The 17,091-nt window shown below is 26.7% G+C and carries 17 protein-coding genes; 9 read left to right on the plus strand and 8 right to left on the minus strand.

The window, feature by feature from the left end; all coding sequences use genetic code 11:
• Positions 1-152: 152 nt before the first annotated feature.
• A complete protein-coding gene (locus tag IM532_RS01000) occupies positions 153-2,339 on the plus strand; it encodes a tetratricopeptide repeat-containing sensor histidine kinase (RefSeq protein ID WP_228063623.1) in 2,187 nt (728 codons plus the stop codon).
• A 4-nt stretch (positions 2,340-2,343) separates the two neighbouring features.
• Positions 2,344-2,973: a response regulator transcription factor gene (locus IM532_RS01005; protein WP_194181583.1), complete on the plus strand. Its 630-nt coding sequence runs from the start codon at positions 2,344-2,346 to the stop codon at positions 2,971-2,973.
• Between the two features lie 49 nt (positions 2,974-3,022).
• Here IM532_RS01005 and IM532_RS01010 read toward each other — a convergent pair whose 3' ends face one another.
• Entirely contained in the window at positions 3,023-3,592 is a 570-nt protein-coding gene (locus IM532_RS01010) for a hypothetical protein (RefSeq protein WP_194181584.1), read from the minus strand.
• 163 nt (positions 3,593-3,755) lie between these two features.
• Complete coding sequence (locus IM532_RS01015) at positions 3,756-4,970, minus strand: response regulator transcription factor (protein WP_194181585.1); 1,215 nt, start codon at positions 4,968-4,970, stop codon at positions 3,756-3,758.
• A 231-nt stretch (positions 4,971-5,201) separates the two neighbouring features.
• On the opposite strand from IM532_RS01015, the gene IM532_RS01020 reads away from it, so the two are divergent.
• Positions 5,202-5,369 carry a hypothetical protein gene (locus IM532_RS01020; RefSeq protein WP_194181586.1) on the plus strand — a complete coding sequence of 56 codons (168 nt, stop codon included), beginning with the start codon at positions 5,202-5,204 and terminating at the stop codon, positions 5,367-5,369.
• Positions 5,370-5,419: 50 nt separating this feature from the next.
• Here the strand turns inward: IM532_RS01020 and IM532_RS01025 are convergent, their stop codons facing one another.
• Positions 5,420-6,298: a DUF808 family protein gene (locus tag IM532_RS01025; protein ID WP_194181587.1), complete on the minus strand. Its 879-nt coding sequence runs from the start codon at positions 6,296-6,298 to the stop codon at positions 5,420-5,422.
• A 121-nt stretch (positions 6,299-6,419) separates the two neighbouring features.
• Complete coding sequence (locus tag IM532_RS01030) at positions 6,420-7,511, minus strand: T9SS type A sorting domain-containing protein (protein WP_194181588.1); 1,092 nt, start codon at positions 7,509-7,511, stop codon at positions 6,420-6,422.
• A gap of 108 nt (positions 7,512-7,619) precedes the next feature.
• Between IM532_RS01030 and IM532_RS01035 the strand changes: the two genes are divergently transcribed.
• Positions 7,620-8,201, plus strand: coding sequence for a DUF6642 family protein (locus IM532_RS01035; protein WP_194181589.1), 582 nt, complete (start codon positions 7,620-7,622; stop codon positions 8,199-8,201).
• A 35-nt stretch (positions 8,202-8,236) separates the two neighbouring features.
• Here the strand turns inward: IM532_RS01035 and IM532_RS01040 are convergent, their stop codons facing one another.
• On the minus strand, positions 8,237-9,499 hold the full coding sequence (locus tag IM532_RS01040) for an acetyl-CoA hydrolase/transferase family protein (protein WP_194181590.1): 1,263 nt from the start codon (positions 9,497-9,499) through the stop codon (positions 8,237-8,239).
• Between the two features lie 130 nt (positions 9,500-9,629).
• Between IM532_RS01040 and IM532_RS01045 the strand changes: the two genes are divergently transcribed.
• The 4 genes from IM532_RS01045 to IM532_RS01060 all read left to right on the plus strand — a co-directional run bounded on the left by IM532_RS01045 (position 9,630) and on the right by IM532_RS01060 (position 12,098).
• Positions 9,630-10,052: a PaaI family thioesterase gene (locus IM532_RS01045; protein WP_194181591.1), complete on the plus strand. Its 423-nt coding sequence runs from the start codon at positions 9,630-9,632 to the stop codon at positions 10,050-10,052.
• A 218-nt stretch (positions 10,053-10,270) separates the two neighbouring features.
• Positions 10,271-10,687 (plus strand): hypothetical protein, encoded by a 417-nt coding sequence (locus IM532_RS01050; RefSeq protein ID WP_194181592.1) that lies wholly within the window; start codon positions 10,271-10,273, stop codon positions 10,685-10,687.
• A gap of 63 nt (positions 10,688-10,750) precedes the next feature.
• Positions 10,751-11,395, plus strand: a complete 645-nt coding sequence (gene trhA, locus IM532_RS01055; RefSeq protein WP_194181593.1) for a PAQR family membrane homeostasis protein TrhA — start codon at positions 10,751-10,753, stop codon at positions 11,393-11,395.
• Positions 11,396-11,405: 10 nt separating this feature from the next.
• Positions 11,406-12,098, plus strand: a complete 693-nt coding sequence (locus IM532_RS01060; RefSeq protein ID WP_194181594.1) for a peptidylprolyl isomerase — start codon at positions 11,406-11,408, stop codon at positions 12,096-12,098.
• Positions 12,099-12,138: 40 nt separating this feature from the next.
• Here the strand turns inward: IM532_RS01060 and IM532_RS01065 are convergent, their stop codons facing one another.
• Together IM532_RS01065 and IM532_RS01070 are read right to left on the minus strand one after the other, a co-directional pair.
• Positions 12,139-12,573 carry an FKBP-type peptidyl-prolyl cis-trans isomerase gene (locus IM532_RS01065; RefSeq protein ID WP_194181595.1) on the minus strand — a complete coding sequence of 145 codons (435 nt, stop codon included), beginning with the start codon at positions 12,571-12,573 and terminating at the stop codon, positions 12,139-12,141.
• A gap of 255 nt (positions 12,574-12,828) precedes the next feature.
• On the minus strand, positions 12,829-14,205 hold the full coding sequence (locus tag IM532_RS01070) for an exonuclease domain-containing protein (protein ID WP_194181596.1): 1,377 nt from the start codon (positions 14,203-14,205) through the stop codon (positions 12,829-12,831).
• Between the two features lie 133 nt (positions 14,206-14,338).
• Between IM532_RS01070 and IM532_RS01075 the strand changes: the two genes are divergently transcribed.
• Positions 14,339-15,115: a hypothetical protein gene (locus IM532_RS01075; protein WP_194181597.1), complete on the plus strand. Its 777-nt coding sequence runs from the start codon at positions 14,339-14,341 to the stop codon at positions 15,113-15,115.
• A 337-nt stretch (positions 15,116-15,452) separates the two neighbouring features.
• Here IM532_RS01075 and brnQ read toward each other — a convergent pair whose 3' ends face one another.
• Positions 15,453-16,742, minus strand: a complete 1,290-nt coding sequence (brnQ, locus tag IM532_RS01080; protein WP_194181598.1) for a branched-chain amino acid transport system II carrier protein — start codon at positions 16,740-16,742, stop codon at positions 15,453-15,455.
• Between the last annotated feature and the right edge of the window lie 349 nt (positions 16,743-17,091).

The following is a 17,091-nucleotide window of genomic DNA, read 5'->3' on the forward strand; positions in this document are numbered from 1 at the left end:
ATTTTAATTAAATAAACTTTTCAAATCATTATATTTAAATACTTTATTAAATATTATACTAATACATCAAAAACTCATCCTTGAAATTCAAATTCTATATATTATATAAAACTTTTTTTCCACTAAAATCAATTTTGATTTTAATTGTTTTTTTGTTTGCTAACATCATATTTGCTCAAAATGTAGTCGAAAATTTTAAAAAACAATATGAATCAAAAAATTATGATCATCCTGAAAAAATTACAGCTACAACGGCCTATATTTTTTCTTTATTTTCTGCAAAAAAATTTGATAAGGCAAAAGAAATTTTAAATGATAATATAGCTCAACGCAAAGAAAGAGGCGATTACAAAAGTGTAACAATATTGTATTGTATCGAAGCAATGAGTAATCGGATTTTAGAGAACACAACTGAATCTAAAAAAAGTATACAACAAGCTATAAAATATAGTGATTATATTAATGATTCTGAAGCAAAAGGATTTGTAGCATATAGCCAAGGTTGGATATATAGTAGAGATGGAGAGCAAAGTAAAGCTGTAAAATATATTTTAGATGCAATAAAATTGTATGATAAATCACCTAAATCAACAAGTATATTAAAACGTAAATCATCTGCTTACAACGAATTAAGTGTAATATATGCTGATTTAGGAGAAGATGAATTGGATGAAAAATATTCAAAAATTGCACTAAGTTTTGCAGAACAATTAAATGAACCTCAAGTTCTATTCACAGCCTACATGAAAATGGGCAATCTTTATAATAAATTATTTGATAAAAATGCTTCTTTAATACAAAACAGAAATTTAGCCGAAAAATACTTTCTTAAATCCATTGAGATTTTCAGAAAAAATGAATCACTCATGTCTGCTCCTACGGATTTGTCATATGCTGCAAATAATCTTGCAAGCCTATATTTATATTCTTATCCAGAGAATTATCATGACAAAGGATTGCATTATGCAAAATTGGCTAATGAAATTGCTATAAAATATGGACAGGCCGATCAAATTGCATCAACATATGGTTTATTATCTGAAATAGAATTGTCCAAAAATAATTCGAATCAAGCTATCGTTTATTTATTTGCAGCATTAGATGCGTTACAAAAATCATCCGTCGTTAATCGAAACATTGAGCTAAATATATATGAATCATTAGCTCAAATTTTTGAAAATAAAGGTAATTATCAAGATGCGGTAAAATATTATAAAGAATATGTAATCCTATTTAAAGCTTTATACGATCAAGAAAAGTTAGAAATTTCTAAACGCTTAGAATCTCAGTTTGAAAAGGAAATACAAAAGCAACATATTCTTACATTACAGTTAGAATCTGATAAAAAAGCACAGAAAATTGATTTAATGCAAGCTTTAGGCATTCAACAAGAGGAACGACTAAAAAATTTAAAATTACAAGAAGAATATCAACGCGAAAAATTAAGATTTTCAGAGTTAAAGTCAGAGAAAAGTGCACAACAATTAAAGTATTCGCGCTTAGAAATGCAACAAAAAAATAATGATATTATAAATTTTAAACGAATATTAGCTTACAAAGAAAAAATTAACAGATACTATATTACTTCCATATTTGTTTTTATCCTATTATTAGGACTATTGTTATATGCCTATAAGCAAAGAATAAAATCTTTAAAACAAACTAACGAATTGCATGCATTGGAATTGGAAAAAGAAAAACAAAATACTAAGATTTCAACTCTAACTGCTTTGTTAGAAGGACAAGAAAAGGAGCGCAGCAGATTGGCTAGAGATTTACATGATGGTCTTGGAGGTTTATTATCTAGCACAAAGCTACATCTTACTCATCTAAATAATAATTCAGATGTTAATTATAAGAACTCAATTAACAATTCAATAAGTCAAATTGATGGCGCTGTGGACGAATTGCGACGTGTTGCACATAATTTAATGCCAGATTTATTAATAAAATATGGTTTAGAAGTTGCTTTAAAAGAATTCTCAAATCGGATGTCAAATGATTTATTAGATATTGATGTTCAATTTTTTAACTATAATAATTCATTAACGCAAGATCAAGAATTAATAATTTATCGAATTATACAAGAATTAGTAAATAATGCAATTAAACATTCGTCAGCCTCTCTTATTATTATCCAATTAACAGAAACCGATAATATGATTTTTTTAACTGTAGAAGATGACGGGAAAGGGTTTAATATCAAAAATATAAACATCAAAAAATCAGCAGGTTTTATTAACATTCAATCTAGAGTAGAATTTTTAAAAGGTAAAATTAACATTCAATCAGAAGAGAATATAGGAACAAGTATAGAAATACAATTGCCAATACAATAATATTATGATAAAAATAGCTATAACAGATGATCATCCTTTGCTTTTAGAAGGATTAAAAAATATTTTAGGAAATGAATCTCAGATAGAAATGGTTTCTTGTTTTAAAACTGTTAAAGAGATGATGGAAGGTCTAGCCTCTAATCCATATGATGTTATATTATTAGATATTAATCTATCTGATACAAATTCTATTGAGCTTATACAACCTATCAAAAAATTATATCCAGACTTAGAAATTATAATGCTAAGTGTGCATAATGAATTCGCTGTGATCAACAGTTGTTTAATGGAAGGTGCAGCAGGTTACATCCAAAAAAATGCTTCCATAGAAGAGATTACAAATGGAATAATAAGTGTAAATAATGGTAACAAATATTTGTGCCAACAATCACAAATTATTATTGATAAAAACAAAGGAAATAATATAAATTCTATTCCAAAACTGACTCGTAGAGAAAAAGAAATATTATTAGAAGCAGCTACTGGATTAACTACAAATCAAATAGCGGAAAAACTATTTATAAGTCCGCATACTGTAGAAAGTCATCGTAAAAATCTTATCGTTAAATTTCAAACATCTAATCTAAGTTCTGCTATAAAATTAGGAATTGAATACGGATTAATTTCACAATAAGATATAATCCTAAAATAAAACCGCAATTATATAATTGCGGTTCTAAAGGTTAGTGAAAGTTTAATTGACCATGAAAATAATTTTCAACGTTAATTATATTGTAATTATCATCTCTATCTACATTATAAAAATATAGATAAACGGGCTGACCAATTGTTTTAAGATTAATTATTTGATTTGTATTTAGATTTTCAAAACTAGAAATAGTTCTATTACTTATATAATTAGTTGGAGTTCCTTTAGGATTTTTGTCAAAACGATGATCTTTTTTACTACTATAATACCAGTAACTTGGCGCATCATCCAAAATAAACATGCTCTTATCAGGATTATATAACCCATCAGCAACTCCAGTATTCGAAAACCAAGAGATTTCAGCATTTATATTCTCTAAGGCAGACTTATATATATTTGGATCTAGTGTTGCTCCCACCAAAAATCCTTCTATATTATTTGATGTAAAATTTATAGTAAATTCTTCCCTTTTTAAGTTATATACATTGTTTGACGGAAGAACTTCTTCTCCATTTTGCAATATTTTAACTTTCAATACTTTATTCTGAGAAAGTCCTAAAACACTTAACATTAATAATAAAGTAGACAAATATATTCTTGCCATATTTTTAAGTTCAATTATTTTATAAATCTACTGATTCATTAAAGATTTAAAAATAGTTAAAAACAGGGATTTTATAATGTGGAGGTAACGGAAGTAATAGCATATTTTCTAAATATTGTATTCAAAAGAATCTTAAATATTTAGAAAATAATGATTTAAAAATTTATTTGATTAAAGAATTTCGATTATCTATACCTAATAGATTGTAGATGATTTTTAGATGGTATTTAACTGTATTTTCAGAAATAAATAGTTCATTTCCAATTTCTTTATTGGTCCTACCCTGCTCTACGAGGTAAATAATTTGTTTCTGCCTGGCAGTTAACTTTTCTAAGTTAATTTCCAAATTACTATTTAGATTTTCATTATTTAATAATGATAGAGATTTTAATTCGTTTCTTAAATTGATATTTTCAATTTCCACTAATTTCTTATTTTTCTTATTTAAAGAAAATACAAAAAATAGAGAGATTAACAATCCAACTAAAATTATACTAATAATGATAAAAAGAATTACAATTTTCCTTTCATAAATTATTTCTGAATCCTTTCTTTCATGAATTAATTCCTTTTCTAACAGAAGTAAATTTCCACTTATATTTAACGCATCATATTTAGTAGCTAATTCATTTACTATTATTCTATGTTCGTACGCCTTTTTATAATTTCCAATTTGATAATAAAAATCGGTAATTTGTTCGTACAAGTTTAAAATATAAATATCCATTTTATGAAAAGTAGCATATTTTAAACCAATATTAAAAGCATCTAAAGCTTTTTTATCGTCCCTTAATTGTGTATATAAACTGATTTTTTTTCTATAAATATTCGGAAGATGCTTAGGATTATGCACTTTCATTACATCTATTGCTTTCTCATAATAAAGTTCTGCATTTTCATAATCATATTCTTTTTCATACATCGTACCTACCACAGATAAATAAAATCCCTTTGTAATATCATCTACATATATCAAGTCATTTTCATTAATTGTAGGTAATAATTGTACAACTTGATCAAATTTTAAATGATCAAACTCTATAAATAATCTTTCTATTTGAATTCTAGTTTTTACTTCATTTTTTTTATCACTTAATAACCCAAATTTTTCAGCTTTATTTAAATTATTAACTGCTTCCGAATAGTTAAAAAGTCGCTTATATATTATATATTTTTGCAAATAAGCGTTGTAAATTTGATATTTTGTAGAAGATTTATCATTAATTGTTTGCTCTAAAAGTTTAATACTTTCTTCAAACTGGCCTGCATCATTATACCTTGAAACTTTTATATTAATTTCATCTATGGTATTCGCGAGAGAAAATCTGATACCTATAATTAATAGTAGTAGAGATAAAATTATTTTCAGATTTCTCATGATCCAAAATTTAAAATTGGTTGGTAATAAGCATTTAAAATGCTAATCAAATTGACGATATTAATTTAATATAAAATTTCATATTTAACCTTATTGTTTATTAATTAAATTTTTAGTTATTTATAGTGATTAGTTTTTTGTTTCTATTTTATGATGATATAATTTTTCAATTCATAAATAATTCATTTTAAATTCATAACTTAAACACCATAACCTTAAAACATAAATTATATGAATAATAAAATTTATTTACCAATCATGTTTTCATTGATGTTATTACTAACTAGTTGTTCTGCTATAGAAGGGATTTTTAAAGCTGGAATGTGGTGGGCATTCTTTTTAGTATTTATCGTTCTAGCGGTTATTTTTTGGGTAATTTCTAAATTCAATAAAAAATAACTAAAAAAGCCCGTCGAAAACGACGGGCTTTTTTAATTTGTCTTATTTGATTAAGCTTTTACTAAATGCTTAAATTTATTAAAAAACTCTATTAAAAGGAATACTAAAAATCCTGCTACTAATCCAAGAATTATTTGTTTAATCATTTCAGGTAATTGTGGAAAAAGATGATGAAAATATTCAATATTATGATCAAAAATTCCTCCCGAAACTAATATTAGAGCGACCGTTCCGATAACTCCCATTGCTTTAATAATAATTGGTAAAGCCTTTACAAGAAGATGACCTATCTTAGAAATTATACCTTTATTATTTGACTTATCAATTAATTTAAACCCGGCGTCATCCATTCTTACAATCAAAGCTACAATACCATATACACCAAAAGATGCAAGCAATGCAACAAAAGCAACAGAAATACTTTGTACTAATATAGACTCTTTTAGTACAGTACCTAACGCAATAATAACAATTTCAATAGATAAAATAAAATCTGTTTTGATGGCAGAATTAATTTTTTTCTTCTCCTCTATCTCACTATCATTAGTATCTTCTAAAGCTTGTACTAAAGAAGAATTTTTATTCTTCTTAGAACGTTGAATGATAAACTCTATAATTTTTTCTACACCTTCGTATGCTAAATAAAATCCGCCTAAAATTAGAACATATTTTATAACATCTGGTAAAAAAGCATTTAGTAACAATGCTATAGGAACAATAATTAATTTATTTAGTAATGACCCCTTAGTTATTGCCCATAAAACGGGAATTTCTCTTGAAGAAACAAACCCGGTTGCTTTTTCTGCATTTACTGCCAAATCGTCTCCGAGTATTCCAGCGGTTTTACTTGCTGCAACTTTACTTGTAACTGCGACATCATCCATTAATGCTGCAATATCATCCAAAATAGCAAATATTCCTGTAGCCATATAGTATTTAAATTGGTTGTAAAAATATAGCAATAATTTAAGTTTTCAGAAATTTTATTATGTTTTAATATCAAAAATATTTTTGAAAACTAGAATTTAATAATTGGGAAAAAATTCAAACCTACTTTTTTAAAAGCTTTAAAGTTTCAAACCTATTATCATCAAATTTAATTTTTAAAATATATAAGCCCGCAGGTAAATCTGAAATATTATATGATGAGCTCACCGATAAATCTTTCAATCTTTGTCCCTGTATATTATATAATGCAACTCCTACAATTCCTTCTATTCTATCAATTTTAAAAATATTATTAACAGGATTTGGATAAATCAAAGTACTGTGTTGATTATTATCTGAAACAGATAAATCTTCAGATATTATAATCGAATAATCTTCAGTTTCTCCATAATATTGACTTGAATCACAACCTTTATCCCATGTCGCTAAATTAGAATCTACAGTAGCTACTCTTAATCGCATTTGGTATTCGCCATTCGGAATATCAACCGGAATCGTTATTTTCCCATTAATTATTTCATTAGTTCCACTTCCTATATAGAAATATTCATCTTCATCAAATATAAAATTGCGATTATAATCTATCCACATTGTTACAGATTGATTTACCCATCCATATCCAATTTTCATCGAAATATTATTTTCAATTCCTTTAGTTATAGCGGTTTTCTGTGCCGTAAAATCATTATACCCATTCAGTCCACATTCTGATTGATTTGATATTTCTCCAAAATTGACATCTAAAATTGTCGCTCCATCCATACAATTCAAAATTGGTTCACAATAAGCATCTAAATTAACACCATTACATTTTATAGCTCTTATTTTTAGAGAATCGTAATCGCTACCACAATTCTCATTTGTATGAACATAGAATCTAACAATCCTATCTTTATCGGCAATCCATTCCATATTATGGTATCCTGAGGTTAATATTTCCGTACCATCATCGTTACTTATTGTGATATAATCTGATGTTAAAGACCCAAAGAATTGGTAACTAGCGCCAGCTTTAACTTCAACGACTGAATATTCTCCTGAAAATCCCGCATCAGTTATAATTTCTATTCTATCTGAACATGTAGGTTTAAAAACATTGTCAGGATATTGTCCATTTGGAGCTTCTAAACAACCTTGCGCTTGCAAATTATACATCCAAAAAATGGATAAAATCAGTAAATTTATTTTCTTCATATTATTATTGTTAATTAATATAAATATAATACATCTTCCTAATATTCATTCCTAAAATAAAATCCAATAAAATTTTCAATTCATATCTTTGATGAAATTTTAAAGTAAATGGATGTATCTACATATCGTAATGAAGAAGATGATTACAAAATATTTTGTCTGGAAGGTGTAAAAGATATCGATGAAAATTCAAATTCAGATTTATTTCCTTTTTTTGAACATTTAGCTCTAAATAAAGGAATCACAAATATGTACAAATCTTGTGATAGCTTTGAAGGTTTTGAAGAAAGTATATCCAATCTTTTATATTCTGATAGGAATTTTAAAGATTATAAAATTATTTATCTTGTATTTAATGGACAAGATGAAAATATAGAAATTGATGGATATTTCTATTCGTTAGAAGAAATTGCAGAGTTATTTCAAGGGAAATTAACTGATAAAATTATTCATTTTGCAAATACAAAATCATTAAATTTAGAAGACGATACTTTTCAATACTTTTTAGATGTAACTGGGGCTAAAGCATTATCTGGATATGTACATTCAGTTCCAATTCTAAGCACAATTTTAGATCAACATTTATTTGATATATATCGAGAAATAGATGACGTTATAGAGTTAGTTGAAGAACTTTTTGAAAAATATGCTGATCTGTGTCTTAAAATGGGATTTAGATTATATTATTGATAAAAAAACCTCTGAAAACATTCAGAGGTTTTTTTTTATATCGAATCGTAATATTCTTTTGCAATGGTTTCTCTAAAATTAGGATGGGCAATTTTAGTCAATGCTTCTACACGATCACGTATGCTCTTACCTTTTAATTTTGCTACTCCGTATTCTGTTACTATATAATCTATCTGAGCTCTAGATGTTACAACTCCTGCTCCTTTCCTTAGATGTGGAACAATTTTATTCATTCCCTTATTAGTAATAGATGTTAATGCTACTATAGATTTTCCACCTTCGCTCAACGCTGCTCCGGTAATAAAATCTATTTGTCCTCCAACCCCAGAATAAATGTTTGGACCTATGGAATCTGCACATACTTGTCCCGTTAAGTCTACTTCTATAGCAGAATTAATAGCAATCATTCTTTTGTTTTTTCTAATTTGTTGCGGATCATTTGTAAATGCGGCAGATTTCATTTCAACTATAGGATTATCATGGATAAAATCGTATAATTCTTGAGATCCATCTGCAAATGTTGAAACGATTTTATTTTTGATAATTCCTTTATATTCTCCAGTGATAACGCCAGATTTTACTAATGGCATAATACCATCAGAAAACATTTCTGTATGAATTCCTAAACCTTTATGGTTATTAAGGTTAGCTAAAACTGCATTTGGGATTGAACCTATTCCCATTTGCAAGCAACTTTTATCTTCTATTAATTCGGCAATATAGTTTCCTATTATTTTTTCTTCATCTGTAATGTTACCCACTGGTAATGAATAAAGAGGTGCATCATTTTGTACAAAAATATCTATACATTTAGCTGCAATTAAAGAATCACCAAATGTTCTAGGTACAAATTTATTAACTACAGCAATTACTACACGCGCATTTTTTATTGCTTCTTTTATATTTTCGACTGAAGAGCCTAAGGAATAATTACCATGCGAATCGGGAGCTGATACTTGAATAAATACTACATCAATTTTTAAATCTCCATTTGCCATTAATTTTCCCATTTCGCTTAAAAATATTGGCGTATAAGTTCCATTTCCTTGTGCAATTGTATGTCTTACATTTGCACCAACGAACAAGGAATTTACAAAAAACGAATCTTTATACTTAATGTCTGCATATTTTGCAACACCATTCGTATGAATGTGGCAAATCTCAACATTGGATAATTCTGGAGCTCTTAAAGTTAAAGCATCCGTTAAAATTGTAGGTGTAGCTGAGGCTGAGTGAACAAAAACTCTATCACCAGATTTTACAACTTTTACCGCTTCTATAGCAGAAAGAAATTTCATAGATAAATTAATATAGGGATAAAAATAACATAATATGGGCAAAATACTAGTGTAATTCAATATAAATGTGTAAAATTCTATTCAAATATATATTTAATTACTATTTTTAAATACAAAAGAAATTTATTAAATGACGACAGAAAAATATAACCTTATTACCACTAGTTTTAATAAATCTGAAACATTAAAATTCTATAATGCTTCTCTAGAAGAAGTTCAGATAGATTTTATCTCTATAAAAATTCCTAAACAATCTTTAATGACTAGAAAGCATGGAATGTTTAATGGTGCCACGATTGCTTCTTTAGTTGATATTTCTTCTGGTTTTGCTGCAGTAAGTCATTATGACGATGATTGCTACGTTGTAACTGTAGAATTAAAAGTAAACTACTTAAGACCTGCTATCGGAGATTACTTATTATCAAAATCTTATGTTATAAAAGGTGGAAAAAAAATTAGTGTTATAAGAACTGAGATTTATACAATGAATGAAAAACAAAATAAAGAAACTCATGTATCTACATCTTTAGTTACCATGATGAGAATAAAATAAGCCAAGTTATCAATAAAATGGCTCACAAGATTTAAAATTAGTTGGTATGAATTACTTTATTTTAGAGAAAGATTATTAATTATATTTTTAGTAAAAGTCAATATCTCTATTACAAATTAAAAGTTCAGTATCAATACATTCCACTTAATGTATTAATTATTGAATTTATTTAACAATATTATTTTATATCTTGTATTTGTTATTCAAAATTACAATTTATGTATACTGAAAAAGATATTATCGAAGAATACATTAACTTCTCCTTGGATTTTTGTTCAAAATGTATAGCAAAATATGAAGAATTCTTCCCGTTTTCATTTTATATAAAAAATGGAGAAACTACAGTTATAGAACCAGAGAATTTATCTGAATTACCAAACTTCAATACATTAATCAACAATCTTAAAATAAATGGATTAAATCTCATAAAAGATAATCAATGTAGAAGTTTTTGTATTGGATATCGCACAAGGGTAAAAATAGAAGGTAAATATTACGATGCTTTAGCAATATTTGTAAAGTTGACAGAATACGAATCAACTTCACACGGAAGAATATATTATTATCCTTATACAACAGCTGAAAATTTTGATTATTTATTTGATTTAGCTTATTATATAGATGCTAATAATTAATTTAACTGATTATAAACTATTCAATAAATTTATTTCATAACAAAGGTTAGCTATTTTTGCGCTATGAATAAGGAACCTTTAAATAACTATTCTCCGTTAGAGGAGAAATTCAACATATATACGCATTGTTTAGGATTTATACTGAGTATTATTGCTCTATTTTATTTAACAATAAAATCGGTAAATACAGGGCAATTTAATATCATTTTTAGTTTTGTAATTTTCGGAATTTCAATGATTTTATTGTACTTAGCATCTACATTATATCATTCTGCAAAAGATCCTTATAAACGTTCAATATTAAAAATTTTAGACCATGTTTCTATTTATGTTTTAATTGCCGGAACATATACACCTTATACACTTGTTTCATTAAAATATGCTCATGGTTTTACAATCTTTAGCATTGTATGGATTTTTGCCATTCTGGGAATACTTTTAAAACTATTATATACAGGGAAATTTAAATTATTATCTACTTTATTGTATGTATTTATGGGTTGGATGATTGTTTTTTCATTTTCAGATCTACAACACAATTTATCGGCCAATGGCATAGAATGGTTAGTTGCAGGAGGAATTGCATATACAATAGGTGCAATATTATATAGTATAAAACAAATTCCATTTAATCATGCTATTTTTCATGTATTTGTTTTATTAGGAACATTTTGCCATTTTATCTCTATCTTTCTATACGTTAAATAATTCACGAATGATGAAAAAAATTATATTCTACTTACTATTTATCTTATTCACAGTTCAACTGCAAGCACAAACATATACTTTAAAGTTTAAAACTAATAAGGGTAATTTTGAAGTTATGTTGTACGATTTCACCACTTTTCATAGAGATTTAATTTTAAATGAAATTAAAAAAGGGACATACAAAAATGCGGAATTTAATAGAGTTATTAAGAATTTTGTGATACAAGGAGGAGAACTAGATGAAACAATTCTAAAGAGAGAAAAAAAAAATCTTTCGCAAAAACCAATACGTTTAACTTCAGAGTTTCATTCAAAAGCATTTCATAAAATAGGTGCTCTAGGAGCAGGACATGAAGGAAATGTTGATAAAGCTTCATATTTAACACAAATATATTTTGTTGTCGGTAAAAAAGTTACAGCGGAAGAATTAGATACTTTAGAAGAAAAAAAAGGAATAAAATATACTCCTTTACAGCGTGAAGAATATCTTAAAAATGGCGGTTTACCTCGTTTAGATAACGAATATACTGTGTTTGGAGAAATAACAAAAGGGCTAAAAAAAGCTATAAAAATTAGTTTAGCACCAACTGATAAAGAAGATGTACCCACTAAATCAATTGTATTTGATATAAAAGTAAAAATGAAAAGCAACCATAATAAGTACAAAACAAGTATCTCTTTTGGAGCAGGATTTAATAATTAAAAATGTAAAAAGCCTAGACATATATCTAGGCTTTTTAATATTATAATATTCCCATTAATTCTATTTCAAATACCATCGTAGACTGGGGTCCTAACTCTTTAGAAATTTCTCGGTTTTTGTAACCTAATTCAGGTTTTATAACGAATTTAAATTTACTGCCTACAGGCATTAATAGAACACCTTCTGACCAACCTTTAATAACATTTTCCAAAGGAAAAGCTGCTGGTTTTTTTCTAAGCACAGAACTATCGAAAACTTCGCCATATATATTTACTCCATGATAATGACATAAAACTGTATCGCTCATAGTTGGTTTAACACCATCTCCTAAAGATAAAATTTCGTATAACAAACCACTTTCAGTTTGCATAACGTTTTCATTTTTTGCATATTCTTCTCTAAAAGCTGCGCCTTCTGTTTTATTCTTCTCAGCTAACTCTTGCTTACGTTTAAGTAATAATTCTGCTACACCCATTTTTTTTTTACAAATTTATAAAATGTTTCTGATGAAGAAACGAAAATATAGTGCATAAAAAAAGAGCTAAAGATTTCATTTCTGAAAGACAGATGAGGAGAAACTTTAACTCTTTATTAGTTTTAAAATGTCCGACAAAAGTAAAACTATTTATAATTATTAATTTAATCTTAAATATTAAATTAAAGTTAACGTTTTAACAAAATTATTTCTACAATAACGCCTTTTTTTAGAATTATATTTTGCTTAAAAATATTATAGATGTATAACTTTTTGATTAAAAGAGTTTTTAAAATTTTCTATTAATTGTAACATATAATAACTGCTTTCTGTAAGGTCTTTAACATTTATAGCATCTTCAATAGAATTAAATTCAATATTCTTCTGAAAAAAACCAAAACTGTATAAATTATTATTTTTAATATATATATATGAATATTCTTCACAATCTCGCCCATTTCCTAAAACATAATACGTTTTAGATTCTCCAATAAGTGTATCTAAAGCTTTATATACTTTATCATTATGGCTCCTTATAGACTCACTTTTAAATTTTAATTTTAACTTTTCTACTTCAAATTCATCAAATTTCTCTTGATTATAGAAATGACATTTTAAGGGATTAATTTCGTATTCTTTCATCAAGTTTAATAAGCATTCTGTAGCATCTTGTATTCGCTCAAAATTCTTCATAGAATGAATGTTTTTATGATGTTTTACCAGCGCTAAATGCATATATTTTTCTTGATCTTGGTACTCTATAAGACAAAATTTAGGATCATATTTTTTTAATGCTCGATTATATTTTGGCCAATGTTTTTTAATGAATTTATACTCATATAGTAAAGCCATCAGCTCATTACCTGTTTCATAAAAATCGATGTAAAAAATTTCTTTCAAAAATTCTTGCCTTTTAATTGAAGTATTTTTTCCATTAAAATGTTGATATACTCTCTTTTTTATATTTATGGCCTTACCTACATATATTATTTTATTGTACTTATCTTTAAAAAAATATATTCCTGTAGTTTGAGGTAAATTTTCATAAGATTTATGATCTAAATGGATTGGCAAGCGCTGAGTAGAAGAAGTTTTTTTAGCAAAATCAATAATTAAGTTATTTGTATCGTTTTTATACAAAAGTGAGAAAAGTTTTGCAGTAGCTAATGCATCTCCATATGCACGATGTCGATCATGAATCGATATATTTAAATCACTACAAATATTTCCTAAACTATACGAATGGTAGCCAGGAAAAATTTTGCGAGATAATCTTACAGTACATAGTTTATTAGGAGAAAAATTAATCCCAACTTCTTGAAATTGATTAGCTATAAATGAATAATCAAAATTAACATTATGTGCTACAAACACACAATCCTTTAGATATGAATATATTTCGTCAGCAACATCAGAAAATATAGGCGCGTCAGCAACCATTTCATTAGTAATTCCCGTTAGATACTGAATTTTACTTGGTATAGTTTGTAATGGATTAATTAAAGTTTGAAATTCATCCAAAACATCTTCACCGTTGTGAATAATTATAGCAATTTCTGTTATTCTATTTTTTGCAGCAAAACTACCTGTCGTTTCAATATCAACAATTGCATATTTTTTTGATTTACTCATAAAGCTTACTCAATAGATTACAAAATTACAGCTCACTTACGCCAAAACATGTCATTTAAAATAAGAAAAACAAATCTCACTATAGTTTCAACTTTAGAAATGTATATTTGCATTCCATATAAAAACATATCTTATGTCAGAATTTGATGTATCCTCAGCTTTAAAATCATTAAAAAACGATTATACAGAAGAAACTGCTTCTGAATTTATTGAATCTTTATTATATAATCCGTCTGAATTATCAGATGAAGATCATGATATTATCGATCAATTACAAAGTTCTTTCTTACGTACTGCTGCACAAATATTCGTAGAAGATTTAGCCTACGATTTTAACACGTTAGTTAACTATTGGGAGGCATTTATAGGTCAATTAACGGAAGAACAATCTTCTAAATTATTAGAATTTGCATTAGAACAAACTGATGTAGATTTTGTAGAAGATTTTATTATTGGTTACCGAAAATTTTACGTAAATCCGAATGAATCAATTACATTTTTCAATAAACTTGATGCCAATGAGTTCCATGAAATTAAATTTTTCATCGGGAGATGTTATGAAGCATTAGAAGATTATGAAAATGCAATTGTTTATTATCAACGATATTTAAATCATCCCTATTTTGAAGCAGAAGAAAATCTAGAACAAGCTTCTATAAATAGTTTCTATATCAACCATACTATTGCTACATTATATTATAAATTAGGTAATATGAAAAAGGTTGTAGAAGTTGCAAATAATATTATAGAACCTATTGGATTTACTCAATATTTAGAAAATTTTACTTCGCCTGAAGATTCGGAGATTAAATCTTTCTTAATTGATTATGCAAATGCTTTAGAAGAAACAAATGAAACTGAAAAGGCTATTTCATTAAGAGATAAAATTAATGAATTCTACTCTATATAAAATTTGAATAATTACTCTTTTTTAAGAGAATTAAATCATTATAAATAAAAACTTTAGCTTTATAGATAAAAAAGTTTTTAATTTATTAATTATAGAAATAATATACCTAAATTTGTGTACTAATAAAAAGGAAAATTCCTTTATATTCATAGTATTTTTAGGTTGGTTTATAAAAAATGGTTTGTTTACAAACCATTTTTTTTTATGTATATAAAACTCTTTATAATAAATATGTTTTGCTTTACTATATTTAAATATATAGAGCTTTATACATTATCTATCTTTATTTCAAAAAAAAGAGCTTACATATTTATAAAATCTTTCTTATGAATAATCTCTAATTTTTATTTCTTCGTAAGAAATAACCGATTGAAAATCCAAGTATAGAAGGAACAATCCATCCCATATCATTTTCAAAAAATGGAATGTAATTTAGTTTTTCTATTATTCCTACGCTTAGCATTCCTAAAATTTTAAATAATCCTAGTAATCCAATAATAGCTGAGGCTATTAATGCTCCTACATATGGAACTTTGTCCTTTATAATTTTACCAAATATCACTACATATAATACAAGTGTAATAACGATTGGGTATATAAAAGCTAACGGTGGATAAGCAAAATTTATAATTTGGTCTACACCTTTTATTGATAATCCAAATGAGACCAGAGAACAAAGAATAACAATAGGTGTATATCCTATTTTATTTTTAAATAATTCGCTAAAAAAAGACCCTACAGCAGCTGTTAAAGATATTGCAGTTGTTAAACAAGCAAATGCCATACAAACCGCAATTGCAATTAAACCATATTGGCCTAGTATATTTGATGAAATATTAATTAACAATTCTGATCTTTTAACTTCTGTAGATGTAATGCCAGATGTAGCTCCTAAATATATTAAACCTCCATATACAAATAATAAGCATAGAGAAGATAACGCACCAGATACTATGGTAACTTGCATTTTGCTTTTTTTGTCTGTGTATCCCTTAGCTTTTGCTGCAGAAATAATAATCCCAGCAAATATTACAGAAGCCAATACATCTAATGTTTGATATCCTTCTAAAAAACCTTTAGAAAACGAGTCAATCATAGAGTGTTTAGTTGGCTCAAAAGCAGCAGTTGGATTTATTATACCTATAGCTATTAGTAAGGCCAATAAAATTAACAGAACTGGTGTTAAATAATTTCCGATAACGTCTACAACTTTAGAAGGGCGAATTGCTAAAAGCAGTGTTATGACGAAAAAAATTAATGATCCCCAAGCAACATGCATATCCGGAAAAAAAGGTTTAATACCTACCTCGAAAGTTGTTGCAGCAGTTCTAGGAATAGCAATCAAAGGACCAATACAAATCATGATAATTGTTCCTAATACAGGTGCGATAAATTTATTGACACGATTACCTAAATCATTAAAATTGTCACCAGATTGTATAATTGATAAAATTCCAGTAAATGGTAAAAGTATTCCTGAAATTCCAAAAGCTATCATTGCAATTAAAAAATTAGAACCTACCTGAACGCCGATAAGTGGAGGTAAAAGTAAATTACCTGCCCCAAAAAACATCGCAAACAATGCAAATCCTAATGTTAGAATATTACCAAATTTCTTTTTTTCCATATTTATATTTTCCACGAAGAAAATTCTCTTCGACTAATGCGGGTGCAAATTAAAAATATTTCAATATTTAACTTAATTTTAAATCAAAAAGATGGATTAAAAACTGAAATTAATGCAAATTTGTCAAGATTAAATAAATATAATTACATTTTGTTTAAATAAAACCTAAGTAATTATGATTATTTTAACCACAATATATTCTATGAAGAATAATTTTTTTAGGAAATAATTAAGGTTTTATACAATTTTAAAGACGATTTGTCAAGTTGAAGAAATATTAAATAATAAAAGAAGCTCCAAAAAATTTTTGAAGCTTCTTTTGTTGTTTTTTGTAATGTAGTAAGCATCA

Origin of the sequence: Faecalibacter rhinopitheci (assembly GCF_015234135.1) — a bacterium.
Classification (GTDB): Bacteria; Bacteroidota; Bacteroidia; order Flavobacteriales; family Weeksellaceae; genus Empedobacter; species Empedobacter rhinopitheci.